This window comes from Actinoplanes sp. NPDC020271 (assembly GCF_044388125.1).
Classification (GTDB): Bacteria; Actinomycetota; Actinomycetes; order Mycobacteriales; family Micromonosporaceae; genus Actinoplanes.
The window spans coordinates 27,833-53,362 of sequence record NZ_JBIRWQ010000002.1 but is presented as its reverse complement, the minus strand read 5'-3'; the positions used below and the strand labels follow the sequence as shown (position 1 = coordinate 53,362).

21 protein-coding genes are annotated in these 25,530 nt (G+C 72.1%); 7 read left to right on the top strand and 14 right to left on the bottom strand.

The genetic code is table 11. From position 1 onward, the window contains the following. The 3 genes from ACH442_RS04025 to ACH442_RS04015 form a co-directional block, all read right to left on the bottom strand. Window positions 1–5,741, bottom strand: a 5,741-nt coding sequence (locus tag ACH442_RS04025; RefSeq protein ID WP_396121084.1) for a DUF4011 domain-containing protein, incomplete at its 3' end; no start/stop codon positions are given. A 311-nt stretch (window positions 5,742–6,052) separates the two neighbouring features. Then, window positions 6,053–8,227: a hypothetical protein gene (locus ACH442_RS04020; protein WP_396121083.1), complete on the bottom strand. Its 2,175-nt coding sequence runs from the start codon at window positions 8,225–8,227 to the stop codon at window positions 6,053–6,055. Between the two features lie 148 nt (window positions 8,228–8,375). Beyond that, window positions 8,376–9,377, bottom strand: coding sequence for an NADP-dependent oxidoreductase (locus tag ACH442_RS04015; RefSeq protein ID WP_396121082.1), 1,002 nt, complete (start codon window positions 9,375–9,377; stop codon window positions 8,376–8,378). Window positions 9,378–9,477: 100 nt separating this feature from the next. Between ACH442_RS04015 and ACH442_RS04010 the strand changes: the two genes are divergently transcribed. The 4 genes from ACH442_RS04010 to ACH442_RS03995 all read left to right on the top strand — a co-directional run bounded on the left by ACH442_RS04010 (window position 9,478) and on the right by ACH442_RS03995 (window position 13,872). Then, window positions 9,478–10,086 (top strand): TetR/AcrR family transcriptional regulator, encoded by a 609-nt coding sequence (locus ACH442_RS04010; RefSeq protein WP_396121081.1) that lies wholly within the window; start codon window positions 9,478–9,480, stop codon window positions 10,084–10,086. Between the two features lie 21 nt (window positions 10,087–10,107). Next, on the top strand, window positions 10,108–10,932 hold the full coding sequence (locus tag ACH442_RS04005) for an NADPH-dependent F420 reductase (RefSeq protein WP_396121080.1): 825 nt from the start codon (window positions 10,108–10,110) through the stop codon (window positions 10,930–10,932). Between the two features lie 265 nt (window positions 10,933–11,197). Further along, complete coding sequence (locus ACH442_RS04000; protein WP_396121079.1) at window positions 11,198–11,698, top strand: molybdenum cofactor biosysynthesis protein; 501 nt, start codon at window positions 11,198–11,200, stop codon at window positions 11,696–11,698. A gap of 80 nt (window positions 11,699–11,778) precedes the next feature. Next, complete coding sequence (locus ACH442_RS03995) at window positions 11,779–13,872, top strand: ATP-binding protein (RefSeq protein WP_396121078.1); 2,094 nt, start codon at window positions 11,779–11,781, stop codon at window positions 13,870–13,872. Here ACH442_RS03995 and ACH442_RS03990 read toward each other — a convergent pair. Further along, a complete protein-coding gene (locus ACH442_RS03990; protein WP_396121077.1) occupies window positions 13,856–14,068 on the bottom strand; it encodes a hypothetical protein in 213 nt (70 codons plus the stop codon). The two genes, ACH442_RS03995 and ACH442_RS03990, sit on opposite strands and share 17 nt — an antisense overlap. A 448-nt stretch (window positions 14,069–14,516) precedes the next feature. Between ACH442_RS03990 and ACH442_RS03985 the strand changes: the two genes are divergently transcribed. Then, the gene (locus tag ACH442_RS03985) at window positions 14,517–15,695 is read left to right on the top strand and encodes a methyl-accepting chemotaxis protein (RefSeq protein ID WP_396121076.1); all 1,179 of its coding nucleotides are present in this window, start codon (window positions 14,517–14,519) and stop codon (window positions 15,693–15,695) included. A gap of 11 nt (window positions 15,696–15,706) precedes the next feature. On the opposite strand, the gene ACH442_RS03980 is transcribed toward ACH442_RS03985, so the two are convergent. The 5 genes from ACH442_RS03980 to ACH442_RS03960 form a co-directional block, all read right to left on the bottom strand. After that, complete coding sequence (locus ACH442_RS03980; protein ID WP_396121075.1) at window positions 15,707–16,315, bottom strand: TetR family transcriptional regulator; 609 nt, start codon at window positions 16,313–16,315, stop codon at window positions 15,707–15,709. Between the two features lie 85 nt (window positions 16,316–16,400). Continuing rightward, on the bottom strand, window positions 16,401–17,129 hold the full coding sequence (locus tag ACH442_RS03975) for an ABC transporter permease (protein ID WP_396121074.1): 729 nt from the start codon (window positions 17,127–17,129) through the stop codon (window positions 16,401–16,403). Window positions 17,130–17,214: 85 nt separating this feature from the next. After that, window positions 17,215–17,937 carry an ABC transporter ATP-binding protein gene (locus ACH442_RS03970; protein WP_396121073.1) on the bottom strand — a complete coding sequence of 241 codons (723 nt, stop codon included), beginning with the start codon at window positions 17,935–17,937 and terminating at the stop codon, window positions 17,215–17,217. 68 nt (window positions 17,938–18,005) lie between these two features. Next, a complete protein-coding gene (locus ACH442_RS03965; RefSeq protein WP_396121072.1) occupies window positions 18,006–18,650 on the bottom strand; it encodes a phosphoribosyltransferase in 645 nt (214 codons plus the stop codon). A 6-nt stretch (window positions 18,651–18,656) separates the two neighbouring features. Continuing rightward, complete coding sequence (locus ACH442_RS03960) at window positions 18,657–19,487, bottom strand: dienelactone hydrolase family protein (RefSeq protein ID WP_396121071.1); 831 nt, start codon at window positions 19,485–19,487, stop codon at window positions 18,657–18,659. 5 nt (window positions 19,488–19,492) lie between these two features. Here ACH442_RS03960 and ACH442_RS03955 point away from each other — a divergent pair, with 5 nt between their 5' ends. After that, window positions 19,493–19,885 (top strand): hypothetical protein, encoded by a 393-nt coding sequence (locus tag ACH442_RS03955; protein WP_396121070.1) that lies wholly within the window; start codon window positions 19,493–19,495, stop codon window positions 19,883–19,885. On the opposite strand, the gene ACH442_RS03950 is transcribed toward ACH442_RS03955, so the two are convergent. Together ACH442_RS03950 and ACH442_RS03945 are read right to left on the bottom strand one after the other, a co-directional pair. Beyond that, window positions 19,882–20,586, bottom strand: coding sequence for a GAF and ANTAR domain-containing protein (locus tag ACH442_RS03950; protein ID WP_396121069.1), 705 nt, complete (start codon window positions 20,584–20,586; stop codon window positions 19,882–19,884). The genes ACH442_RS03955 and ACH442_RS03950 overlap by 4 nt on opposite strands. 5 nt (window positions 20,587–20,591) lie before the next feature. Then, window positions 20,592–21,086 carry an STAS domain-containing protein gene (locus tag ACH442_RS03945; protein WP_396121068.1) on the bottom strand — a complete coding sequence of 165 codons (495 nt, stop codon included), beginning with the start codon at window positions 21,084–21,086 and terminating at the stop codon, window positions 20,592–20,594. Between the two features lie 97 nt (window positions 21,087–21,183). On the opposite strand from ACH442_RS03945, the gene ACH442_RS03940 reads away from it, so the two are divergent. Then, on the top strand, window positions 21,184–21,888 hold the full coding sequence (locus tag ACH442_RS03940; protein WP_396121067.1) for a GAF and ANTAR domain-containing protein: 705 nt from the start codon (window positions 21,184–21,186) through the stop codon (window positions 21,886–21,888). A 69-nt stretch (window positions 21,889–21,957) separates the two neighbouring features. On the opposite strand, the gene ACH442_RS03935 is transcribed toward ACH442_RS03940, so the two are convergent. From ACH442_RS03935 to ACH442_RS03925, 3 genes are all read right to left on the bottom strand, one after another. Beyond that, the gene (locus ACH442_RS03935; RefSeq protein WP_396121066.1) at window positions 21,958–23,028 is read right to left on the bottom strand and encodes a putative PEP-binding protein; all 1,071 of its coding nucleotides are present in this window, start codon (window positions 23,026–23,028) and stop codon (window positions 21,958–21,960) included. A 109-nt stretch (window positions 23,029–23,137) separates the two neighbouring features. After that, window positions 23,138–24,055, bottom strand: coding sequence for a PrsW family intramembrane metalloprotease (locus ACH442_RS03930; RefSeq protein ID WP_396121065.1), 918 nt, complete (start codon window positions 24,053–24,055; stop codon window positions 23,138–23,140). 70 nt (window positions 24,056–24,125) lie between these two features. Further along, entirely contained in the window at window positions 24,126–25,406 is a 1,281-nt protein-coding gene (locus ACH442_RS03925; protein ID WP_396121064.1) for a jacalin-like lectin, read from the bottom strand. Window positions 25,407–25,530 lie beyond the last annotated feature (124 nt).

Below are 25,530 nucleotides of genomic sequence, written 5' to 3'. Positions count from 1 at the left end.
TCACGGCTCGCGGTGGGCCATTCGATCGAGGCGGCGTGGCGTTCGGTGGGCTTGCCGGTCTGTCGTTCGTTCGGGGTGACCAGGCGCTTGGCGAGTTCCGACTGGTCGGTGCGGCCGACCGAGGGCCACTTCACCGCGGAGACCTGCCGCTCGCCGGGGCCCGTGGTGGCCGGCGGTTCGACCGGCTCGGTGCGGGCGGCAGTGGGCCATTGAACGGTGGCGACCGACTTCTGCGGTGCGGTGGCGGACCAGTCGGTGAGGTCTTCCTCCTCGTCCCACTCGCCGGTCTCGTCGCGGGTTGCGGTGGGCCACTCGACGCGTTCGGCGACCTCGGCGCGGCTGGCGAAAGGCCATTCAGCGCGGGTCGGGTGGTCGTCGGTGGCGGGCCAGGTCGTCGACTCCGCATGGGCCTGGCCGGCCACGGCAGCGGTCATCGCGGTCTCGAGGTTCGCGCCCAGATATGCCTCGGCGGCGGCGAGTTCCTCGGCGCCCGCCTGGGCGAAGGCGAACTGGGCGGCGATCCCGGCCAGGGCGGTGTGCTCCCCCGCCGGTTCCGTCTGCCCGGTCATCTCCTCGTCGACGATCCCGGCGAAGAGTTCCTCGTGATCAGAATCGGTCACAACCGCGTGGCTGAGAAGATCGGTCTCGTGGGCGGCGGCGAGGTCGGCCTCGGCGGCGGCCTCCACCTCGGCCAGTCCGATGTCGTCGGCGTCCGTCCAGGCGACCAGGTGCTCGCGCTCGACGACGTCCGGATCCGCGAAAGTCCGCGGCGGTTCGCCGGCGGGGGCGGAGGCCGTCTCGAACGACGCTCCGGCTGCCCCGGCGAATGCCTCGGGAGCGGACGCCGCGCCGGCGAAAGCACCGGATGCGGGTGGCGCGGTGCTGAACGCCGGGACAGGGCCGTTCGCGACCGCGGCCGCGAGTTCGTCCGCCGAGAGGGGCTCCCGTTCGACCTGCTCGGCTTCGGCGGTGCCGACGTCGTACGGGGAAGGGGTCTTGACCGTGGTCTCCGCGACCGTCTCGCGATGGCCCGCGGCATAGCCCTCCGCGGCGTCCCCGATCGGGTGCTCGATGCTGCTCGGGGGTGCCGGCGCGACCGCGAGCTCGGGCGTCTCCTCCTCGGGCAGGTTCGCGAACGCGGCCTCGATCGCGGCCCGCAGGCGGGTCTCCTCGCGCTCCCGTTCCAGGTACCAGGCGGTGCCCCAGACGCGGTGCAGCTTCCAGCCGAGCGCGTCGAGTACCTGCTCCCGGATCCGGTCCCGGTCACGGGCGGTCGGCGCCGAGTCGTAGGAGGTGCCGTCGCACTCGATGCCGAGCACGAACGGGGCGTTGCGGCGGGCCGACCGGCGGACGGCGAGGTCGATCCGGAAGGCACCGGCACCGACCCGGCTCTGCACCCGGTAACCCCAGCCGTGGATGACGTCGCGGACCGAGTCCTCGAACGGGGTCTGGGACTCGGCGTGCTCCGGCTCCTCCAGCCCGAGGGCAGGGATCCCGTGGGCGGCGTAATCGAGGAAGCGTGCCAGGTGACGCAGGCTCTCGTCGGTCTCCGACAGATCCCGGGCGCGGACCGCGGAGATCACTTCGAGGCGGCGGCGGGCGCGGGTGGTCGCCACGTTGAGCCGGCGCCAGCCGTCACGGCCCTCCAACCGGCCCAGATCGTTGCCGATCGCGAAGATCACCACGTCGCGTTCGTCGCCCTGGACCGCGTCGAGGTTCTTGATGAAGAAGCCGCGCAGGCGGTCGTCCTCCAGCGGGACGACCATGTCGGCGACCGCCGCCTCGACGTCGTCGGCGTCCGCCGCCGTGCAGACCACCACGCCGAGGCTGAGCTCCGGCCGGGTGACCAGGTGGTGGGCGACGCGGGTGGCGACCATGCCGGCCATCGTCATCTCGCCGCCGGCCGAGTAGAGCTGCACGCCTCCGTCCGGGCCGGGCGCCGCCACGGCCGGGAACGTGGTGAGCCGCCCCTGGTAGAAGGCGTGGTTGGCGAAGGCGATCAGCGACTCGTCCCGGCTGCGGTAATGCGTGGCCAGGTCCAGGACCCGGAACGCGCCGCAGCTCAGGGCCAGGTCGAGGATCGACGATCGATCGCCGCCGGGGATCGGGACGGCGGGCAGCTGACGGTCGTCGCCGCAGATCACCAGGGCGTTGCCGCGGTAGGCGCAGGTGATCGCGTCCGGCACCGGCACCCGCGAGGCCTCGTCGATGATCACCACGTCGAAGTGCAGGTCCTCGGGGAGCAGCCGGCTCACGTCGGCCGGGGACATCACCAGGCACGGCTTGACCGCCATCGCCGCATGGGCGGTGCGGGTGAAGAGCTCGCGGACCGGCAGGCGGCGGCCCTGGGCCGCGGCGGTCGCACGGAGCAGGGCGGCCTCTCCCGCGGCGGCCTCGGCCGGCTGGAGCGCGTCGACCGCGTTCATCACCTCGGCCGCGGCGGCGCGCTGCAGACCTGCGTCCCACAGGCGGAACTCGGCGACCAGGCGGTCCCGGGAAGCGGCGTCGAGCGGGGCGAGCCGGTCGTCCTCCCGGATGATCGCGTCGGCCCACGACTGGAAGAGCGCCCGGCCGAGCACCGGCAGGATTTGCTCGACCGGCAGGTCCTCGCGGGCGCAGAAGTCGACCACGGGGTCGAGGCCGTGCTCGGCCAGCACCGTGCGGGCGGCCTGGTGATCGAACCACTCCTGCTGGCCCCGGTTGTCGTCGAGCAGCTCGCGGAGCAGCTCACGGGCGGTCTCCCGCTCGTCCAGGGCAGCGCTGAGCGCGGGGTGCCGGCTGGGTGCGAAGGCCCGCAGGATCCAGTCCCGGGCGGACTGCCACTCGGCGACCCGGGCCGGCAGGGTGTCGCTGGGCCGGGTGCGGCCCAGGATCTCGGCCTGCTCGGCGGTGAAGGCGATGTCCGCCCCGTTGCGGATGCGGCGGGCCTCGGAGGTCCAGGCCATGGCGGCGGCCAGCGCCTCCACGTCGGTCTGGGTGCCGCGGTAGGCGTCGCCCAGGACCTTGGCGTAATCCTTGGCGTTGGAGGTCAGTGCCGCGGCGGCCTCCGAGGCACTCTCCCGCAGCAGACCGACCGCGGCCGCCTCGGCCAGGGTGAAGTCCCGCGCGGCGGCCACGCTGTAGGCCTGCACCAGCTCGGCGACGGCGGTGAACGGTTCGACGTGCGAGCGCAGCCAGGTGACCGCGTCGTGGATCGGCCCGTCGGCGAGAGCCGGCCGGGGCGCGGGTTCCGGCGACGGGCGCAGCGCGGCCGTCCAGCGCTCGAACTCGCGGCCGGCCTCCCCCACGATCCGGATGATCGCGCTGTTCGGGGTCGGCGCGCAGATCCGCTCGATCAGCGTGGGCAGTGCCTCCGGCGGGGTGATCCTCAGGGTCTCCTCAACGGTGTTCAGCGCCCGCTCGATCCCGTCGAAGTCGGTGTCGAGCCGCTGCCAGTGCCGGCCGAGGATGCCGGCGTACTCGCGCTCGGCGTCGTCCAACTCCTCCAGGGCACGTTTCCAGGCCGCCGCCGCGCTCAGGTTGGCGACCGCCTGGGAGCTCTTCACGCCCGGCCGGGCGATCTCCGCGGCTGCCTTCTTGTCCCGGCGGTAGGGTGCCCGCAGCTTGCCGATCCCCTTGTACTGGCTGGCGAACCGCTGGGCCAGTTCGTCCACCGGCTCGGCCAGCGCGTTCTCGCTGAAGTGTTCACGGGCCCGGGCCTCGGTGGCCTTCACCACGCTGACGACCCGGCGCAGGTTGCGCATCGCGGCGCGCGCGGCATGCGTGCCCATGGTGTCGAACCAGGCCGGCTCCGGCTTGTCCGGGCGCGACAGCAGGTCGACGATGGCCGCCAGCCGGGGCAGGTCGGTGAACGCCACGACGTTGGGCAGGCCGAGCCGGGCGGTGACCCGGTCCAGGCTGTGCTGGTGCTGCTCCAGCCGGTCGGCCTCGTCGGCGAATCGCCGGGCCAGGCCCCGGGCCTGCGCGGCGGTCAGCGGCAACAGCTCGACCGCGGGCGGCTTCAGGTGGGCCAGGCTCGGGATGAGCGGCAGTTTGCTCGGGGAGGGCAGGGCGCTCCAGGTCACCCCGGCCTTCGCACGGACCGCGTCCTCGGCCTGGTGCAGCGTCTTCAGGTGGCGCAGCAGACCCTCGGCGGCCCGGGCCACCGGCTCCAGGCTGGGCATCGTGAGCCACTCGTCGGCGGCCTCGGGCGGACGCCGGGCGCCGTGCCCGACCAGCGTGGTCAGCGTGATCGCCTCGCCGATCGAGCCGATCAGGAACGCCTCGGCCAGCGGGTCCCGTTCGATCGCCTCGATCAGGTGGTCCAGGGCGGACTGCGCCTGGTGCAGCCGGGCGTCGAGGCGGTTGCGGTCGATCACGTCGCGCCACAGGAAGTCGTCGCCCTCCCGGGCCGGGCGCCACGACCGGCCCAGACGCTCGGCGGCGTCCCGGACCCGCTGCAACGACTGCGTGGTCAGCGGGATCGGCAGTTCGGCCGGGGCCGGCGCCTGCGCCACGTCGGTCATCTGCGCGCACATGCCCAGCACGTCGTGCAGGCGGTGGCCGAGCGGTTCACGGACCTCGTTCATCGCCTCGGCGTACGCGTTGAGCCGCTGCCGGTGTTCGCGCAGCGACTCCCGCTCGTCGGTGGAGAGGTCCGGCGGCGGCAGCGGGATGAAGTCGAGCGCGGCGGCCAGGGCGGCCGCGACCTGGTCCCGGCCGGTCCGCCCACTGTGCAGTTGCAGCAGGTAATCGTGCAGTCCGGTGGGTTCCAGCCGGTTCAGGACGGTGTCCAGGGCGGCGGCCTTCTCGGCCACCAGCAGCACCCGGCGGCCGGCGTGCAGAAGGACGCCGATCATGTTCGCGATGGTCTGCGACTTGCCGGTGCCGGGCGCGCCGCGCATCACGAAGCTGCGCCCGTGCAGGGCCGCGGTGATGCAGGCACGCTGGGCGGCGTCGGCGTCCAGCACCAGCGGGACGTCGTCCGGGCCGGCCACCTCGTCGATCCGGCGGCCGGCGATCACCTCGAACCGGAACGCGTCCGACTGTGCCTCCGGCTCGGTGGCCAGCGCGCGGACCACCGGGTGGGCGAGGATCCGCCGCTCGTGGTCGAGCAGGTCGGTGTACATCACCTCGCGGTGCACGGCGAAACGGGTGAGCATCACCGCCTCGTCGGAGTGCCAGTCCGGGTGGTCACCGAGTGCGGCGTCCAGGCGGGCCCAGAAGACGGTGACGTCCAGCGCGGCCAGGCTGTCCACGGCAGGCAGCTCGATGTTGTGCCGGCGCAGGCAGATGTCCAGGGCCGGGTTGACGATCGGGTCCTCGGCGCGGGCGCGCAGCCGCGGGTAGTCCTGCGGGTCCGGGGTGACCAGGTCGACCGGGATCAGCAGGATCGGGCTGACGTGCTCGTTCCCGCTGTCCGTCCAGCGGACCGTGCCGACGCCCAGGTACAGCGTGGCGACGCCCTGTTCGAGCAGGTCACGGCGCGCGGTCCGGCGCAACGCCCGCAGCGTGGCATCCATCTCGGCGTCGGGCATCGCGGTCTGGAACACGTGGGAGGCGCGCGGCCGGGGGCCTTCCGCCTGCTCCTCGATGCCCAGGAAGCCGCACTCCCGGCCCTGCTGGAGCGCCTCGACGACGCTGCGCGGCGACGGGCTGACGATCTCGACCACCCCGGGCGCCGTGGTCCGCACGTCGATCAGCGGATTGGCGCCTGTGAGGTCGAGCAGCCCGTCCCGCCACTCTTCCAGCGTTGCCCGCACACGGGCATCAGGCCGCCCGGTCAACCCGTCCGATTGATCCCACCGCATTTTCCCATTCCAGCAAGGCGACGGGCCGCATGGTGGCGTTTTTTCGGGTTAATCCGACGTTCCGCACGGATCGGGCCAGTTGGGGATCCCACCAGCACCAACAGCCCCAGAGGTGTCACCGGAGGTTCGCCCGGCGGCCCGGGGCGGGCGGAAGAGGCCCGGCGGCGGAGGGCCGAGCCAGCGTCGCCCGGGGCGTGGACGGCGCAGGCCCGTGAAGCGGAACGGCCGCCCGTGAGAGGGCGGCCGTTCACGACAGGACGAGCTCAGTCCCAGGTCGGGACCCACCACTGCCAGCCGGCCGGGGCGAGGGGCCAGGCGGCGTCCGGGTGCCAGCCCTCCGGGGGGTACCAGCCGTCCGGCGGGGTCGGCCAGCCCGGCGGGACGACGAACTTGATGCCGGTCGGGGCCGGGGGGATCGCCGGGTGGCGGTTCGGCTCCGGGGCCGGTGAGACCGGGGCGGAGCCGGTGACGGTGGACGCGTGCTTGTTCAGCACCACGGCGGAGAGGGCCGGGATGACCGTGGTCTCGGCGATCTCCCCGGCACCGCCGAACAGGCCGACGGGCGAACCGGTGCTGCCGAGCGTCCCGGTCGCAGAGCTGTCGCCACCGAACGACCGCGACGGCGAACCGGTGCCGTCGAAGCCGCCTGCGGAACCCGCGCCGTCGAACCTGCCGGCGGAACCCACGCCGCCGAAGCCGCCGGCGGAACCCACGCTGCCGAACCCATCGGACGAGTTGACACTGCTGAACGAGCCGGACGCCGAGCCCGCGCCGTCGAACGAGGTCACCGGGGAGCCGGTGGCACCGGACGAGTGCGACGAGCCGGCCGAGTCGAACGGGACCGCCGAGGAGCCCGCGACCCCGAACGAACCGGTCGACGAACCGGCGCCGCCGAACGAACCGGTCGACGAACCGGGACCGTCGAACGAACCGGACGACGAGCCGGGACCGTCGAACGAACCGGCGGGGAACGACCCCGTCGACGAATCCGACCCGTCGAACGAACCGCCGTTGAACGAGCCACCCGAAGCCGGCGAGTTGTCGAAGACCGGGCTGCCGAACAGGCCGGGCGGCGCCGAGCCCGCGGTCGGGGCGGGGCTGGTCGGAACACCGCTGACGCTGCCCGGGAGCGGGGCCGTCGGCACACCCGGGATCGAGTGCGCCGGAACACCGGGGACCGGAACCCCGCTGGTCGGGAAGGCCCCGGCCGGCGACCCGGGAACCGGACCGGACGACGAGCCGGAAGCCGGACCGGACGACGAGGCGGCCGGTGACCCCGACCCGGAAGCCGCGCCGGAGAGAGTGCCGGGAGCCCCGCCGGAGGCCGAGCCGGGCGCTCCACCGGCGGATGAGCCGCGAACCGGGCCGGTGAGGTCGTCGGGCTGCGGACGCCCGGCGATCGTCGGGACCGGGCCGCTGACCGAAGCCGCCCAGCCCGGGACCGGACCGCTCGACTGGACCCACGTCGGGACCAGTTCGCTGCGGTCCATCCAGGTGGGCTGGGCGTCGCTGGGCGTGGCGGCCCAGCTCGGCACCGCGTCGCTGCCGGCCATCCAGCTCGGGACGGCGGACGTGCCGGCGGCCGGCAGGTCGGGGCCGGTCGCGGCCGGCACGATCGGGGTGGTCGCCGGCGGCGGGGACACGGGCGCGACCCGCCCGGTGGCGGCGCTGCGGGCGGCCGAGCCGGTCCAGCTCTCCGGCAGGTCCTGCACGCGGATGACGTACAGCAGAACTTCGGTCTTGTTGGCATTGCTCTTGACGACCGCACGGGCGGCGACGACGAGGCCGCGCTCCGCCTGGTACCGCAGGACGGGCGTGAGCTCGAAGCTCATCTTCGGGCTCAGGTCACCGACCCGGGCGTCACCGAGCCGGACCTCGACGAGATGGTCGGCCATCTCGTGGAGCGTCACGTACGCCCAGCACTCGCCCTCCGGCCGCTGGAACGGCGCGAGCGCGTCGAGGTGCTTCTCCTGCCCGGTGACCTGCAACGCCGAGCCGGTCGGCAGCAGCCGGTGCTCGTGCCGGGGCGGTTCGTTGGCCGGCACCAGCATGTGCGGCTCGGCCAGGTCGAGGCGGATCGTGCCGACGAAGGCCGGCGGCCGCCCGTCGTACTCTCCCCATTCCCGGCCGTGGATCTGCGCGTTGACCTCGGGGATCAGGTTCCGCTTGGTGAGCGCGGTGAGAACCCCGACGTAACGGGCGGCTTCGGGTCGCGGCAGGTGGCCGAGCAGCGCGTTGTCGGCCCAGACCCCGACGGCGTTACGGTCGTGGCGGTTGCTGCGGTCGGGTATCAGCTGGACCGGGACGGTTATGTCGGTTCCCTGTGGGTTGAAGTCGTTCCCGAACAGCGCACGTATCGCCTTGGCGTAGTGCGTCTCGCCGACGACTTCGGCGCTTGCCCAGCCCGCTTGTCCCCAAAGTTGGAACCGATTTGCCACACGGGAACGTTAGTGTCTGCTTTCCGTCAGTCACGTCGTCCGTACGGATGAGTACCGGTGGCCGGACGGTCCGTATCCGGAAGATCAACACTAAGCAGCGTTCAGGAAAAGCCCCGGCAACGTTCCGGGGCTTTTGCCCGACGGACTCCTATTCCCCGAGCTTGATCACCATCTTGCCGGTGTTCTCCCCGCGCATCAGCCCGAGGAAGGCCTCCGGCGCATTGGCGAGCCCCTCGACGACCGTCTCCGCGGCGGAGATCCGCCCCTCGCGCAGCCACCCGCCGACCTCGGCGACGAAGTCGGGCATCCGGTCGTTGTGGTTGCTGACGATGAAGCCGCGCAGGTTCAGCTCCTTGCCGATGGCCAGCGCCAGGTTACGCGGCGCGGCGGGCGCGGACGTCTCGTTGTACTGCGAGATCGCCCCGCACATCGCGACCCGGCCGTACTTGCGCAGCGACTTGATCGCCGCTTCCAGGTGATCGCCGCCGACGTTGTCGAAGTAGACGTCGATGCCGTCCGGCGCCGCCGCGCGCAGCTGGTCCCGTACGGGGGAATCCTTGTAGTTGAATGCCGCGTCGAAGCCCAGATCGTCGACCAGGTGCCGGACCTTCTCGGCCGAACCGGCGCTCCCGATCACGCGCTTGGCCCCGCGCAGCTTGGCGATCTGCCCGGCGACGCTGCCCACGGCACCGGCCGCCCCGGAGACGAACACCACGTCACCCTCGCGGAACTGGGCGATGTCGAGCAGCCCCACGTACGCGGTGAGGCCGGTCATGCCGAGCAGCCCCAGGTACGCCGACGGGGTGGGCGCGGCGGCCGGGTCGACGACGCGGGCGTGCTTGGCGTCGAGCACCGAGTGGTCGCGCCAGCCGAGCCCGTGCAGCACGGTCGCGCCGACCGGCACGCCGGAGGCCTTGGACGCGACGACCTCGCCGATCGCCGCGCCGTCGAGTGCCTTGCCGACCGCGAACGGGGCGACGTACGACTCGGTGTCGTTCATCCGCCCGCGCATGTAAGGATCGACCGACATGAACTGGTTGCGCACCAGCACCTGCCCCTCCGCCGGCTCGGGCGTGGGCAGCTCGACCAGCTCGAAGTTGTCGGCGGTCGGCCAGCCCTTCGGCCGGCTGGCGAGACGGATCTCCTGCATGGCAACGCTCCTGACACGATGGGAACAGCTACTCGACAGTATGTCGAAAAACTCGACACCGCGTCGACTATACGGTCCTGATCGCGTTACCGTGCAGGTCATGAGCCAGAGGCGACGCGGTCCGAGCAAGGGCGACCGGCGCGAACGGGCGATCCTCGACACCGCCCGCACGCTGCTGGGCAGCAAGCCGCTCGCCGAGATCACCATCGACGAGCTGGCCGCCGGCGCCCAGATCTCCCGGAGCAGCTTCTACTTCTACTTCGACTCCAAGCTCGCGGTCGTCGTCGCGCTGCTGCACGGGCTCTCCGGCGAGCTCGGCCGCGACTCCGAGGCCTGGCTGGACGGCACCGGGCCGGACGTGCCGGCGCTGCGTCAGTCCCTCGCCGCCCTCGCCCTCCTCTGGCGTGAGCAGGGCCGGCTCCTGTCCGGGGCGCTCGCCGCGGCGCCCGGCTGCCCGCCGATCGCCCGGTGGCGAGCCGCCCTGCGCGAGGCGCACGTCGACCGTCTCGCCGCCCGCATCACCCGCGACCGCGCGGCCGGTCTCGCCCCCGGCGGTCCCGCGCCGCGCGTGCTCGCGGCGCTGATCGACGACCTGCGCACCGCCGCGTTCGCCGCCACCGACGACCCCTCGGGCCTGGTCGACGACCTGGTCACGGTCGAGTTGCGGATGCTCTACGGCGATTTCCCCGGTTCCCACCCGGCCGGGTGATCGGCCAGGCACCCTGAGGTCATGCGTATCGGTGTCATTGGGGCAGGGCAGCTCGGCGGCACTCTCGCGACGTGGTGTGCCGAGAGCGGACACGAGGTCGCGGTCACCTCCCGGCACCCGGATCGGCTGACCGATCTGGTCGAGCACGGCGACGGCCACATCCGCGCGCTGGCCGTCCCGGAGGCGGCGGCCTTCGGCGAGGTGCTGTTCTTCGCGCCGAACTGGGAATCCGCCCGCGAGGCGATCGACCTGGCGCACGACGCGATGGCCGGCAAGGTCGTCATCGACGCCACCAATCCGGCCCGGGACGGCACCACGCCGGGCGCTCCCGGCCCCGGTGGCCTGGCCCTCAGCGGCCCGGGCACCGGCGGCCCCGGTCCCAGCGGCCCCGGTCCGAGCGGCCCCGGCCCGGGCGGGCTCAGCGCCGGGATCGGATCGTTCGCGCCGGGCTTTCCGTCCGCACTGGACGTGCCGTCCTTCGTCCGCGTCCCGGCCGCCCCCGGGACCAGCCCCGACCCGGCCGTCTCCAGCCGGAGCGGCTTCGAGCAGCTGATCGACTGGGCTCCCGAGGCCCACTGGGTGAAGGCCTTCAACACCATCACCACCGACGTCCTCGACCGCCGCCGCGGCCACGACCCGCTGCTGGCCGAGTGGTTCTGCACCGACCAGCGCGACGCCCGCGAGGCCGCCTGCCGCATCATCCAGGAGCTCGGCTTCGCGCCGTTCTTCGCCGGCGGTCCCGAGGCCGCGCGCCTGACCGAGCCCGGCGGCCCGCTGCAGCAGCTCGAGGTCGACGTGCAGGACGCCAAGGACGTGCTGGCCGAGGCGCTCGCCACCATCTACTGAGAAGATCAACTTCAAGATCTTCCGGTCCTCCGTCCGCCGTGGTCCTTCGCCGCCGCTCCCGCGGGGACCCTTCCGGTCCGAGCAGGGGCGCGGGGCGCCCCTGAACGCTCAGACCGCAAGGGCGGCCTCCATGAGGGGGCACGGTCAGGGCAACAGATCTGTCGTGAAGTCACCCGTCCTCGGCGAGCCGAACCGCCGGCGCGCGGGCACGACGGACGCTGCGGGCGGGCGCCGGCGGCGGGTGAGGTGGTTCTAGGGTTTCGGGGTGGAGATCGTGGAACTGCTGGCTTCGGCGGTGCATCGGTTCGAGGGGCGGCCGAGTGACGGGCCGCGGACGGCGCCGGACGGCGAGTTGGTGCGGGAGGTCCGGTTCAGGGCCGGCTCGGGGATCGTGGGGGATCGGTACTTCAACCATCCGGCTCATCGGGACGCCTCCGTGACGGTGATCGCGCGGGAGTCCCTTCCGGGCGGGGCGGGGCTGGCCCAGGTGCGGCGGAACATTCTGGTCGCGGGGCTGCTGATCGACGGGCGGACGGTCGACGACCTGGTCGGGGAGACGCTAACCCTGGACTCCGGGGACGGGCCGGTGCGGCTGGCCATCCGGCGGCGGGCGAATCCGTGCGCCTGGATGGACGTGACCGTGGGGCCGGGGGCGTTCAAGGCGCTGCGCGGCCGGGGCGGGGTCCGGTGTGTCCCGCTGGACGACGGCGTCCTGCGGACGGGGCCGGTCAGCGCCTCGATCGGGACGGCTGTGGGCGTGCCGTAATCGGCTCTTCAATGCTCAGCGCTCAGCGCGGGCGGAGCCTGGCCGATAAGGGTAAGTCGGACGTCAGGCGGGAGGTCGCGGTGACGACGACTGGCTACCGGGTCTCGCTGGCCCGGACCCTGATGTTCGCCCTCCTGTACGCCGCGGCCGTCTACGCCGGGCGGTGCACCGCGATGGTCGCGGACGGCGTCAGCCTGATCTGGCCCGCGGCCGGCGTCGCGGTCGTCTGGTTCTGCGCGCACCGCGACGCGCCGACGAGGTGGCTCGACACCGTCCTGCTCGCGGTCATTCTGGGTGTCGGGAACTGGCGGACCGGCACCCCGGGTGAGGTGAGCGTCGTCGCCGCGTTCGTCGGCCTGATCCAGGTGTGGATCTTCCGGTGGGCGCTGCGCCGATGGCGACCGAACCTGTGGGGCGCCGGCGGCCGGGATCCGCTGCGCTCCCCGCGGGACCTGTGGGCCCTGCTCGCCGTCACCGTGCTCACCTGCGTCGGGACCAACCTGGCCGGCCTGCTCGGACGGGGCCTGGTCACCGGTTCGCTGCCGGTGGCGCTCTCGGTGATGTCGCTGGCCCGGCACATCGCCAGCATCCTGATCATCGGGGCGGCCGGGATCCACCTCGGCGCCTGGCTGAGCCGCCGCCGGGACCGGCCACCGCCGGAGCGGCCACCGCCGGAGCGGCCCTCGCCGTGGCGCCTCGCCGAGATCGCCGGGATCTTCGCGTTGAGCATCACCGGGCACATCGGCGCATTCGCCTACGAGCACGGCCTCCCGCTCTCGTTCGCGCTGCTGGGGCTGACGGTCCTGGCCGGCACGCGGCTGCGCACCCCGTGGATCCTGCTGCACGACGTCGTGGTCGGCACGATCGCGCTGCAGTGCACGCTGCGGGGGCGGGGCCCGTTCGCGCAGGTGGCCGACGTCGGCCAGCGGGCTGTGATCGTGCAGCTCTTCGGCATCCTGGTCGCACTGGTCGGGCTGTCCCTGGCGCTCGGCCGCGACGAGCGGACCACGCTGCTGACCGCACTGGCCGAGGAGAAGACCGAGCTGGACACGCAGAAGAACCTGCTCACCGCGGTGATCGACTCGATGGCCGACGGGCTGGCGGTGATCGGCGCCGACGGGCGGGTCACGATGCGGAACCCGGCGGTGACCGACCTGCTCGGCGGCCGGCGCAGCCCGGACGACATGCTCGCCGGATCCGAGTGGTACGGCCTCTACCGCGCGGACGGGACCCGGCACGCCGACGACGAGCTGGCCTACCTGCGGGCGCTCGCCGGCCAGGAGGTCCGCGGCGTCGACATGCTGGTCCGCCACCCCGGGATGCCCGACGGCCGGGTGGTCCGGGTGACCGCCACCCCCCTGCCGCACCCGGACGGCACGTACAGCGCCGTGGTGCTGTTCCACGACGTGACCGCGGAACGCCGGCACCGCGACGAGCTGACCAACTTCGCCGGGGTGGTCGCGCACGACCTGCTCAACCCGCTCGCCAGCGTCGAAGGGTGGACGGCTGCGGCGCTCGACGCGCTGGACGGCGTACCGGAGCATCCGAACCTGGATCAGGCGCACGCCGACCTGGCCCGGCTGACCAGGGCCTCGGCCCGGATGCGCGGGCTGATCGACGGGCTGCTCGCGTACACGACGGCGCGGGAGGCGACGGTCGCGCCGTCACCGGTCGACCTGGCCGAGGTGGTCGCGGACATCGCGCAGGCCCGGGCGGAGGCGGCGGTCGCGGCCGGCAAACCCGAGCCGGGGTTCACGATCGGCGCGCTGCCGCCGGTGCAGGCCGACCCGGTGCTGGTCCGGCAACTGGTCGACAATCTTGTCGGGAACGCGATCAAGTACACGGCGCCGGGGGTGGTGCCGCGGCTGGCCATCAGCGCGGACACGTCCGGCGGGATGGTCACGGTGCGCATCGTCGACAACGGCATCGGCATCCCGGAGGGGCAGCACGACGCGATCTTCGGGAACTTCCACCGGGCGCACAGCGGGAGCGCCTACCTGGGGACCGGCCTGGGGCTGGCCATCTGCAAACGCATCGTGGAACGTCACGGCGGGGACATCTCGGCGGCCGACGACCCGGGCGGCGGGTCGTGCTTCACGTTCACGCTGCCGGCCGCGACGGCGGATCATCCGCGGCTCGCTCCGGTCCGACCGGGCCTCACACCAGGATGTTGACGCCACTGCTCTGAGCCATCCGGGCGATCGCGTCGCGGCTCTCCAGGACGGCGGCCTTGTCGCCTTCCAGAGCCCGGTGGTCCGCGCCTTCCAGGACGTGGTCGAAGAGCTGCCGGCAGTCGCCGCGCAGGCGCAGCCAGGCGGCGTGCGTCTCCCAGGCCGAGGACGGGGTCGACGTGCCGATGCTGATGCTCATTCTCGTCTCCTTGATCTTCGTGAGGGCCCCGACCATCGGCCGTCGATCGCCAAGCTGAGGACTTCGCCACACAAGTTTCCGCTCCGGTCCCGCAACCCCCGGCCGACGCCGCGCCGGCTCGACCCGGAGGGACGCCGTGGCGCCGGGCCGGGTCCGCGAGGCAGTCCCGGGTCGGGCACGAGGCACGAGGCACGAGGCACGAGGGCACGAGGCACGAGGGCACGAGGCACGAGGGCACAGGGCACAGGGCACAGGGCACAGGGCACAGGGCACAGGGCACGGCGAGTGTGGCCGCCCACCCTGCGGCGCTGCGCGGGCGAACACAGGGCGGGGAGAAGGCCGTACGCGGGAATGGTTTGTCGAGTAATGTCGGCTCATCTGGTGATATCGAGACTGCGGGGAGGGGCCATGAGTCAGGTGCGCCCCTCGCAGCGCTGACCTTCGCGATGTGATCTCCGTGTGGTTCGCCCTGGTCGGTGTCCTGGCCCTGGTCGGCGCCGGGTTCGCGGCCTTCCGCCGGCGCAGGCACGGGCCGGGTTCCGCGGACGGCGAGCCCGGAAGCCTGGCCGAGGCGCGGCGTGTCATCGCCGAGTTGAGCGAGGCGCTGCGGGAGCGGGACGCCGAGCTGGACCGCCTCCAGTCCGATCGCGACGCCCAGGTGCAGGCGACCGCCCTCCAGCAGAAACAGCAGCAGCAGACGTTGCGGCGCCGGGCCAAGGAGGCGATCGACAGCACCGCCGCGGTGATCGGCGGCAAGCTGGAGGACGTCGTGGTCCACGTCGGCGCGGCCCGGGAGGCAGCGGCGGCGACCCACGAGCGGGTCACCGTCACCAATCACGCGGCCGAAGCGCTGGTCGAACGGGCGCACATGGCCGGTGAGGCGGCCACCGCGCTGAACACCAGCCTGCATCAGGTCGCCGGGATCGCCAGCGTGATCTCCGGGATCGCGTCGCAGACCCGGCTGCTGGCGCTGAACGCGACGATCGAGGCGGTCCGGGCCGGCGAGGCCGGGAGCGGCTTCGCGGTGGTCGCCGACGAGGTGAAGGGCCTGGCCGACACCACCGCGGACTCGACCGAGCAGATCACCAGCACGATCGCGGCGCTGGAGTCGGACGTGGTGCAGATGGGGCAGACGCTCGACGCGATCATCCACGACGTCGGGGACATCGAGGACGCGATGCGCCAGCTCGGGGGGATCGCGGACCGGCAGCACGACATCGTGCAGCAACTGCACCGCAGTGTGGACGCGACGATGGTCCAGATCGGCGACCTGTCCGACGTGGCCGAACGGCTGGAGCGCCGCCGCAGCGACCGGCTGGCCCTCGACGGCACGGTGACGGTGCGGGTACCGGGCCGTCCCCAGCCGATCACCGCGCAGATCGTGGACCTGAGCTCGGACGGCATGGGCTGCACGATCCCGGCCGCGGTGCCGGTCGCGATCGGTGATCTGATCCGGACCGAGTTCATGTTCGACGGGCTGGGCGGGACCGCGGACGCGAAGGTGATGCGCCGGACCGCGCGGGACGGTCTCATCGAGCTGGGGCTGCAGTTCCAGGACTTGCCGACGGTCACCCGGAACCAGATCGACACCTACCTGACCCGGCTCGGCTCGGCCCCCGGTGAGTGAGCCGGCCGGAGCTACGCCGCCGGTGGGTCCAGGTCACCGGTGAGGTAGCGCTGCACCGACGGGCCGACCGCCGCGACGATCACCTCGGCGGGCACCGACGCCAGCGGTTCGACCTTGATCACGTACCGCGCCAGGGCGACGCCGACCATGTGACTGGCCGCGAGCGTGACCCGCAGCGGGCCCTGCTCGTCGTCGTCGAGGCCGAGTTTCGGCACCGCCCGCCGCAGGATCTGGGTGACCACGAACTCCCGGAACAGCCGGGCCGTCCACTCCGTGCCGACCGCCGAGCGCAGCAGCGCCACCCCGGCCGCGCCGCCCGGCCCGTCCCAGATGCGCAGGAACAGCCGGACGAACCGGGTGCCCACATCGTCCCGGTCGCCCTCGACGAGCGCGTCGATGATCTCGGCCGGGTCCATCGGGGCCTGCATCGCGGCCAGGAACAGCTTGTCCTTGGTGCCGAAATAGTGGTGCACCAGCGCCGGGTCGACCCCGGCGCCGGTGGCGATGGCACGGATCGAGGCGCCGTCGTAACCCTTGTCGGCGAACGCCTCACGCGCGGCGGCGAGGATCGCTTCCCGGGTCTCCGGGTTGCCGGGTCGCCTGCCGGTCCGTCGTGCCATGCACAAACCCCTTTCCGCGTACGGACGTGGCCCGCCCCGGGCGACACGTCACGCAGGGAACGCTATCGGCCGTACGAAAAAATCGTCATCGCGTGCGACGGCGGAGTGTCGCGGCACCCACCGCGAGCGCGATGATGATCGCGCCGAGGACGATGCCCAGGTCACGCCACATCGTGCCGGTCGGGTCGGGATGCGCGCCGACCTCGGTGAGCGCCTGCACCGAGTAGGACATCGGCAGCACGTCGCTGATCCCTTGCAGCCAGCCGACCATGCGGTCGCGCGGCACGAAGAGCCCGCAGAGCAGCAACTGCGGTGCGACGACGAGCGGCATGAACTGCACGGCCTGGAACTCGGTACGCGCGAACGCGCTGCACAGCAGCCCGAGCGCGACCCCGAGCACGGCGTTGGCGACCGCGATCAGCACGACCAGGCCGAGACCCCCGGCGGCGTGCATGTCGAGGGCCCAGTAGGCGAAACCGGCCGCGACCGCCGCCTGCACGGCCGCCGCGGCGCCGAACGCCAGCCCGTATCCGAAAAGGAGGTCGAGCTTGCCGACCGGCGTCGTGAACAGGCGCTCGAGGGTGCCGGTGGTGCGTTCCCGCAGCATGGCGATCGAGGTGATCAGGAACATCACGATGAACGGGAAGATGCCGAGCATGGTCAGGGCGACCCGGTCGAAGACGCGGGGCTGACCGTCGTACATGAAATAGATCAGCGCGATCAGGAGCGTCGGCACCACCACGATCAGTGCGATGGTCCGCGGGTCATGGCGCAGTTGAGTGAGGATCCGCTTGATCGTGCTCAACAGGATCATTCTGTGCCCTCCTTCGGCATGCTCTTCCGGCCCTCGCCTGCGAGGTCGCTGGTGAGCGCGGCGAGGTGCCGCTCGGTGCCGGCGGTCATGCCACTACCTTCTCGTTGGCGCGGATCAGATTGAGGAACGCCTGGTCGAGGTCGTCCGAGCCGGCGGACTTCTTGACCGCGGCCGGGGTGTCGTCGGCGATCAGCACGCCCTCCCGGATCAGCAGCAGCCGGTCGCAGCGGTTCGCCTCGTCCATGACGTGGCTGGACACCAGCACGGTCGCGCCGTCCGCGGCCATCCGCCGGAAGTGCGCCCACAGCTCGTCGCGCAGCAGCGGATCCTGCCCGACGGTCGGCTCGTCGAGCACGAGGATCTCCGGCCGGCTGACGATCGCGCAGGCCAGCGACGCGCGGCTGCGCTGCCCGCCGGAGAGGTTCGTGACGAGCTGGCCGGCCGCGCGGGTGAGGCCGACGGTTTCGATCGCCTCGTCGGCGGCGCCCTTGCCGAGGCGGTAGAGGGAGGCGAAGTAGCGCGCGTTCTCCCGGACGGTCAGGTCGGCGTAGATGCTGGGCGCCTGGGTCAGGTATCCGATCTTGCTGCGCAGCGCCGGTGAGCCGGCCGGGCGGCCGAGCACGGTGACCGTGCCGGCCGCGACGACCTGCACGCCGACGACGGTGCGCATGAGGGTGGTCTTGCCGCTGCCGCTCGGGCCGAGCAGCCCGGTGACGTGGCCGCGCGGGACGGCGCAGGTGAAGCCGTCGAGCACGGCTTGCTTCCCGCGCCGGACGACGAGGCCGGTGACCTCGATCGCGGTGTCCATGATTCCTCCCCGGAACTCATCAAGTGTTGAACTCAACGCTAGATGAATTCCGGAGCGCGGTCGAGAGCCTATTTCAACGCATGATGAAATCGGCGCAGTACGGCGTCCACGTCCTCGTCGGTGAGCTGCTCGAAGTTCTCGTACCAGCGGCCCACCGCCCGGAAGTCCGGAGGCGCGCTCAGGCAGATCACGCCGTCGGCCTCCCGCGCGAGCAGGTCACGAGCCTGCGGCGCGCCGACCGGGACGGCCAGCAGCACCCGCGCCGGGTTCCGCCCGTGGATCCAGCGCAGGGCGGCGTGCGCGGTCACCCCGGTGGCCAGGCCGTCGTCGACGAGGACGACGGCCCGGCCGGTGACCGGTGGGGTGGGGCGGTCGCCCCGATAGCGGCGGACCCGGCGGCCCAGTTCCTCGCGCTCGGCCGCGAGGGTCGCCGCCATGCTCTCCTCGGTGACGCCCGCATGTCTCAGGTTGTCCCGGTCGTAGACGGGCGGACCGTCCTCCGCGATCGCGCCGACGCCGAACTCGGGATGCCCGGGCGCTCCCAGTTTCCGGGCGACCACGATGTCCAAGGTCGCGCCGAGCCGGACGGCGATCGGCTCGGCGACCGGCAGACCACCCCGGGGCAGGGCCAGGACCAGGTCACTGTCCTGGGCGGCCTCGGCAAGCCGGTCGGCCAGAAGATGCCCCGCCTCCGTCCGATCGCGGAAGATCACCCTGTTTCACCCCCAGAGGCGGGCGGTGGCCAGGTGATCCAGGGCCGGGTGCCGCTTGAACGGGACCGGCGTCAGGAACGCCTGGAACCACTCCCCCGCCTGCTCGGCCACCGTTTCCAGGGCGCCCGGTTCCTCGAACAGGTGCGTGGCGTCCGGGATGATCCGCAGCTCGGCGTGGACCCGCATGGTGTTACGGGCCTCCTCGTTCAATGCGAGCACCGCGTCGTCGCGTTCCCCGACGATCAGCAGGGTGGGGACGCGCACGTCGATCAGGGCCGGACCGGCGAGGTCGGGGCGGCCGCCGCGGGACACCACCGTCCGTACGCCATCGGGCCGGGCCACCGCCGCCACGAGAGCCGCCGCACCGCCCGTGCTCGCGCCGAACAACCCGAGCGGCAGTCCCGTCGTCGCCGGATGGGCGCGCAACCAGTCGACGACCCCGACGAGCCGGTCGGCGAGCAGCCCGACGTCGAACCGGTGCTCGCGGTCGTCCTCGCCCGGCGCGAGCAGGTCGGCCAGCATCGTGGCGAACCCGCGCCGGTTCAGTTCCCGGGCCACGGCCTGGTTGCGCGGGCTGTGACGGGAACTTCCGCTGCCGTGCGCGAACAGGACCACGCCGGTGGCGTGCCCGGTGAGAGTGAGGTCGCCCGCCAGGCGCGTCTCGCCCCGTTCGATGCGTTCCGTTGTGGTCCAGGTGGTCACGTGCATCCCTTTCTGCCGGCCAGGTGGGGGCGTGCAGTCCGGGGAGACGCAGTCCACGGTACGCGGGCTCGCACCGGCCCTCAGTTGCTTCCACCGGTAGCCGATCGGGAGTAGGACGAGTTCCAGGAGGTTCACGCCCGATGTCCGTTTCCCGGTTGAATCGCGCCCAGCAGGCGTACTCGGTGACACCGGCCCGGCCGTCCGCACGCGAGCGTCACCAGCATGCCCGGGACGACGCCGCCTCGCTCTCCCAGCGGGACCGCGAACTGATCTACCAGGCCACCGGTCAGCAGATCGGCGAGGGACAGCCGAACGCGGGATGGATCAACTCACTCGCGGCGGCGATCGCGGCCGACCGGACCGCCGGGCGGCTCGCACCCGGGCAGGAGGTGACGCCGGCGTACCTCAAAGATCTCTCCCGGCGCTGGGAGCAGGCCGCGCCGGGACGCAACCCGGTGGCCGGCTACCTCGAACCGGCCCTGCGCTACCTGTCCCAGCGCGGCGACGGGAACCGCCTCGACGTGACGGCCTAACCCCGCTGGGTGCGCTCGACCAGGGTGGCGGCGACGTCTCGCAGTTTGCGGTTGGTGTCCTGCGAGACCTTCGTCAGGATCGCGAACGCCTCGTCCGCGGTGCACCGGCGCTCGCCCATGATGATGCCCTTGGCCTGCTCGATCACCGCACGGCTCTCCATCGCCGCCTGCATGTGACCGGCCAGCGCGGCCGTCGTGTCGTAGAGGTGGGCGTTGGCGAGCGCGACCGCGGCGTACCGCACGAACGTCTGCGCCATCGCGATCGCCTCCTCGTCGAACGCGCGCGCCGACTTGGAGTAGATGTTGAGCGCCCCGCTCACGTTCTCCACGATCGGCAGTCCCACCGACAGCATGCTGCCCGCCCCGCACATCGCGGCCCGGGTCGGCCAGTCGCCCCAGCGGTCGTCGCCGGCGGCATCCGCGACATAGACCGTGGTCTTCTGCGCGGCGGCCTCCAGGGACGGGCCGTGATCCTGTTCGTACTGCCATGCGTCGAGCCGCAACGCCATCTCGCCGGTGTGCGCCGGGGTGTGGGCAGCACCGTCCCGGATCAGGGTGATGGAGACCTGTGCGGCACCCGGAAGGGTCCGCTGCGCCAGGTCGGCGACCCGGTCCAGGACGCCGTTGAGATCGGTCTCGCCGAGCTTGATGCGGCCGAGCTCCGCGAACGCGGCGGCAGAGTCGGCTGGGTCGTGCGCCATCAACGTCAGTAGATTCCCCGCAGCGGTGCGCGGGCCGCCGCAGGCGACTCGCGCGTGGTTAGCCGGTGGTGCTGCCCGGAGAACCGCCGGACGGCTCTCGGACCCGCGCCGCTGCTTGACGCTGGCAGGCCGCTGTCATTCCGACATCGGCCGCAGGACGTCGATGATACCCGGAGTAAGCCGGAGATTCGCAGCATGGGGCCCAGACCGACGATCAGCAGAACGTCCCGGGCGGTGCCGCGCACCCCGGCGAGCTCCAGCCGGTGGCCCCGCGCCCGGCCCCGCGCCCGGGTGAGCGTGGTCGCGTTCGCCCCGGCCGCACCGAAGAACGTCACCCCGCTCAGATCGCAGGTGACCCGCGGGTACGCCAGAATCGCATGCTCCAGCGCGGTGGCCAGCACACTCGTCGTGTCGGCAGCCACCTCGCCGCACACGCCGACGATCGCGGACTCGGGCGTGAGCTGCCGGAAGTAGACGGTCAGCGGCGGGTCGGCAGGCACAGCAATCCTCAACCGTCGGCAAGCGAGATCCGGGCGCATGGCTCGACCCGCCGTCACCCTGCGCGTTGCCCGGCCGATTCCGGGGTATGCAGGCCGTATGACACCCGAACCGATGGATCCCACCGCCGCCTTCCGTGAGCTGGGCCGGATCAATCTCGGGGAAACCGACCTGGAAGGTGTCCTCGCCACCGTCGCCGGCCTCGCCAAACGAACCGTCCCCGGTGCCTACGAAGTCTCCGTCACCCTCATCCGCGACCGTGGCCCGCACACCGTCGCCAGCACCGGCACCGCCGCCGACCACATCGACAAATGGCAGTACGAACGTAGCTCCGGGCCCTGCCTGGACGCCTGCCGCCAGGGCAGCACCCTGATGGTCGACGACGTCAGCGCGGAACGCCGCTGGCCCGGCTGGGAGGCCGTCGCCGGATCGGTCGGCGTCGGCAGCACCCTCAGCGTCGGCCTGCCCATCCGCGAACACGTCGCCGGCGCCCTCAACGTCTACGCCACCTCGATCAACAACTTCGACGACGACGCGGTGCGGCTCACCGAGACGTTCGCCGGCTACGCCGCGGTCGCCCTCGCCAACGCGCACCTCTACGACACCACCGTCACCCTCGCCGGGCACATGCAGACGGCGATGGAGAGCCGGGCCGTGATCGAGCAGGCCAAGGGAATCATCATGGGGCAGCGGCACTGCTCGGCGGACGAGGCGTTCACGATCCTGTCCCGCGCGTCCCAGGAGTCGAACCGCAAATTGCGCGACGTTGCCGCCGAGCTGGTCGACCGGGCTCAGCGAGGCTGACCGGCGGCGGCTTCGGGCAAACCCTTCGCGCGTACGTCGTCAGCCGCCCGTTCCCGCCCGCCGGTTCGATCACTGGGCGCGGTCGAGGAGGTGGCGCCAGTGACGGATCAGCGGAGCGGGGCAGGAGATCTCGCGGACACCGGCGGCGACCAGCTGCTCGTGGAGCTGGGCGCTGGGGCGCAGGTCGACGGCGACCCGGCACGGGATCGAGCGGGCGGCGGCGACGGACGCCGACCATTCGACGAGCTGGGTGACGACGTGCGGCAGCCGGTCCGGCGGCAGGAGCAGGTCGTTGCGGACGGTGCGGTCCCACACCAGGATGTGCTGGGCCAGGTCGCCGGTGCTGACGTGCAGCAGGTGGCAGTCGTCGACCAGGTCGGCGATGCCGAGGGCGGCGGCCGGGGTGGCGATGTCCAGGCCCAGGCGCCACCGGGCACCGGTGGCGGCGGCGAAGGCGGCGATCTCGGCGCGCACCGAGACCATCGGCAGGACGACGAGCGGGTCGTCGCCGGGGGCCTCGGCCACGAGGGTACGGAAATGGTCGATCGCGTCCGGGAGCAGGACGCGGACGCCGCGCCGGCCGAAGGAGGCGGCGGGCGGGCCGCCGGCCGGTTCGTCGAAGTAGCGGACGGCCGGGAGCGGCCGGCCGGATTCGGCGAGGAAGTTCCACAGGTCGGCGCGTTCCGCGGCGGGCAGGGCGCGCAGGTCCTCGGCGCGCAGCGGGGACCAGCCGTCGGCGAGGTGCCCGGCTTCGTGCGCTTCGGCGAGCGTGGAGACCTCGGCGTGCAGCCGCACTTCGGTGGCGGCCGGCGGTGGTGGGGCGGTGGTCGCCGCGTCGAAGTCGACGATCACTTCGTGGCCGAGCCAGCTGTCGTCGACGCGGACGCCGGTGAGCACCGGCACCGGGAGCGACCAGAGCGCCCGCGCCTCGGGCGCGTAGGGGGTGACCGGTTCCTCGACGATCACCCCGGACAGGCGCGGGGCCAGCCCGCGGATCAGGTCAGTGTCGGGTTTCTCCAGGTAGAGCAGGACACGGCCGTAGACGATCTCCTCGATGCCGTTGCGGTCGACGAGGAGCCCACGGTGCCGGCCGAAGCCGTACGCGATGCCCGCTTGGTCTTTCTCGGTCTGGTCACTCATGCGCCCACCTCGCAAGTCCGACACGGACAGTAACCCGGCTGCGCCGTCGGCGCAGCCCCCCGGACGCCGGCCCGAGAAGTTGGCCCGTCCGGCCGGTGAACGACGGGGGTCAGTGGGCGAGGGGAATCCGCCAGAGTGGGCGCTGCTCGCGGTCGGCGTGGCGGGCGACCGAGCGCAGCCAGAGGAGCGCGATCAGCGAGATCACGATCAGGCCGCCCCAGGAGAGGACGGTGAACAGGTGCGTCTGGTCGGCGGTCGGCGTCGGCTGGTAGCCCCTCTCCAGGAGGGAGTACTGGTAGGGCGTACCGGTCAGGACGAGCGTGAGCAGCAGCGCGATGCTGTGCATGCTGTCCCAGAGGGCGTGGAGGACGGCGACCCCGAGGTACGAGAAGAGCAGCCGCCTGGTCAGCGCGAAGTGCTTGCGTCCGCTGGCGGAGAAGAGCACTCCGCCGAGGATGGCCGTCCACAGGCCGTGGCCGAGCGGGGCGAGCAGGCCGCGCAGGAGTTCGGTCTGGACCAGTTGCATCAGCGAGAGGCCGTGTTCGGTGAAGAGCGCGGTGAACGCGTACCCGGCGGATTCGAAGGCGGCGAAGCCGAAGCCGACGGACGCGCCCAGCACGAGGCCGTCCACGGCGTACTTGTGGCTGAGTCTGCGGGTCAGGAACGCGAGCGCGGACAGTTTCGCGGCTTCCTCGATGAGGCCGACCCCGAGGAAGAAGCCGGGCGACGGGTGCAGGAGGTACGTCTCGAGCAGCGACGCGGCGAGCACCCCCAGGATGCCGCCGGTGACGAACGTGCCGAACAGCAGTTCCGCGGTCACCTCACCGGTGTGCCGGCGGCCGAACGCCCAGAGCACGAACGTGACCGGGACCAGGAAGCTGCCGAGCAGCACGAGGGTCGGGATCAGGTTGGGGTTCCCGGTGAAGAGGGTGACCACCACGGTCAGGATCCAGAGGAGGAGCCCGGTGAGGAAGACCCGTAGCCAGGTGCGCCTCCGGGATGTGGATGTCGCTGCTGCCTCGTGCATGTCGCGCCTCCCGCGCCGATGTGGACGGCACCGGGGTACCCCTTTCCCGGCCCCGTCCACACTGTGACGGTCAGCGCTCGGTGTAAAGGAACCCGAGCTTGTCCACTGCGTCTCCCGCGCGCCCGTGGAAGCCGGCGATCTGCCAGCCGGCCGGGGCGGTCCGGGTCACACAGTCCGAGGTGGTGGTGCCTCCGGCCAGGGTGTTGCCGAGATTGGTGGTGAACTTGGCGTAGAAGATCCGGGTGTGCGAGTTGTAGCTCCCCTGGCACAGATAGGCGCTGATCACGTACTCGCCGCCGCCCAGCGTCAGCGTCTTGAGCGTGCCTCCGGTGCCGCCGTGCGTGCCGACCCGGTCCACCCGGGTGCCGGCGCGCAGGCTGAACGAAGTCGGCGTGGTGACCGTGTCGATGTCGTTGTAGTAGTCGCCGTGCGGGCCGCCGAACTGCTCACTGAACCGGTACGCCGGGTTGGCCGTCCAGGTGAGCCCGGCGCTGACCGGGTCGTGGTCGCTGAGCATCAGCCCGTCGCTGTTCAGGAACGACGCGTGCTCGTTGTGGTACGACGTGGCGTTCAGCGTGACGAACCGGCTGCTGCGGTAGAGCACCTTGTCGACGACCTCGCACGTGTCGTCGGAGCAGAGCAACGGGTCGCTGCCCTTCGCCGGCGGCACGCCACCGCGTTCGAGCTGGACCCACGCGTCGGTGAGCCCGTTGGCCGCGACGAAGTCGGCGATCGTGTCGCCGCTGCGGGTGTACCGGGTGTTGGTGTCGCCCATGACGACCACCGCGTTGCCGTTCGAGTGGCTGCCGATGAACGTGGTCAGCTGGTTCAGGTTGTCGGCCCGGGACGCCAGGTCACCGGCGTTCGTGCCGGCGTTGGTGTGCAGGTTGTAGTAGTCGACGTAGACACCCTCGGCCAGCCGGACCCGCATGAACGTGAAGCCCTTGGGGGTCAGGCAGTCGCCGGAGTCCACCTGGCACGAGTTCCAGCGCACGCGCTCGAAGTCGTCGGTGTCGTAGGCGTACGCGGAAAGGGTGTTGAGTCCGGAGCCGATGCCGGCGCCCCCGCTGGTCGGGGTGCGGTAGGCGTGGTCGTCGGCCGCGTAGAGGTAGGCGTGGTAATTGAAGTCCTCCTGCACCTGGATCAGGTCGTATCCGCTGATCCGCTGCCCGATCGCGGTGGTGGAGGTGGCCCGGTCGGTGTCGGCACTGGACAGGATGTCGGGGAGTCCGGCAATGTTGTAGGAAAGAACCTTCAGGGTTCCGCCGGTGGCGACGGCGGCCGTGGCGGGGGACGCGGGGACGGCGATCAGCGTGGCGGCCAGGGCCGCGATCGCGAAGGGGATGCGCACGATCGGGACGCTAGGCCGGTGAACGGTCGGAACGGAACCTTGGCTACTGGTAAGTAGCATAATGTTCACGCTCACATCCGCGGGTGTTGACGAGAAGTTGGAAAGCCGCACGAAGGCTGATCCG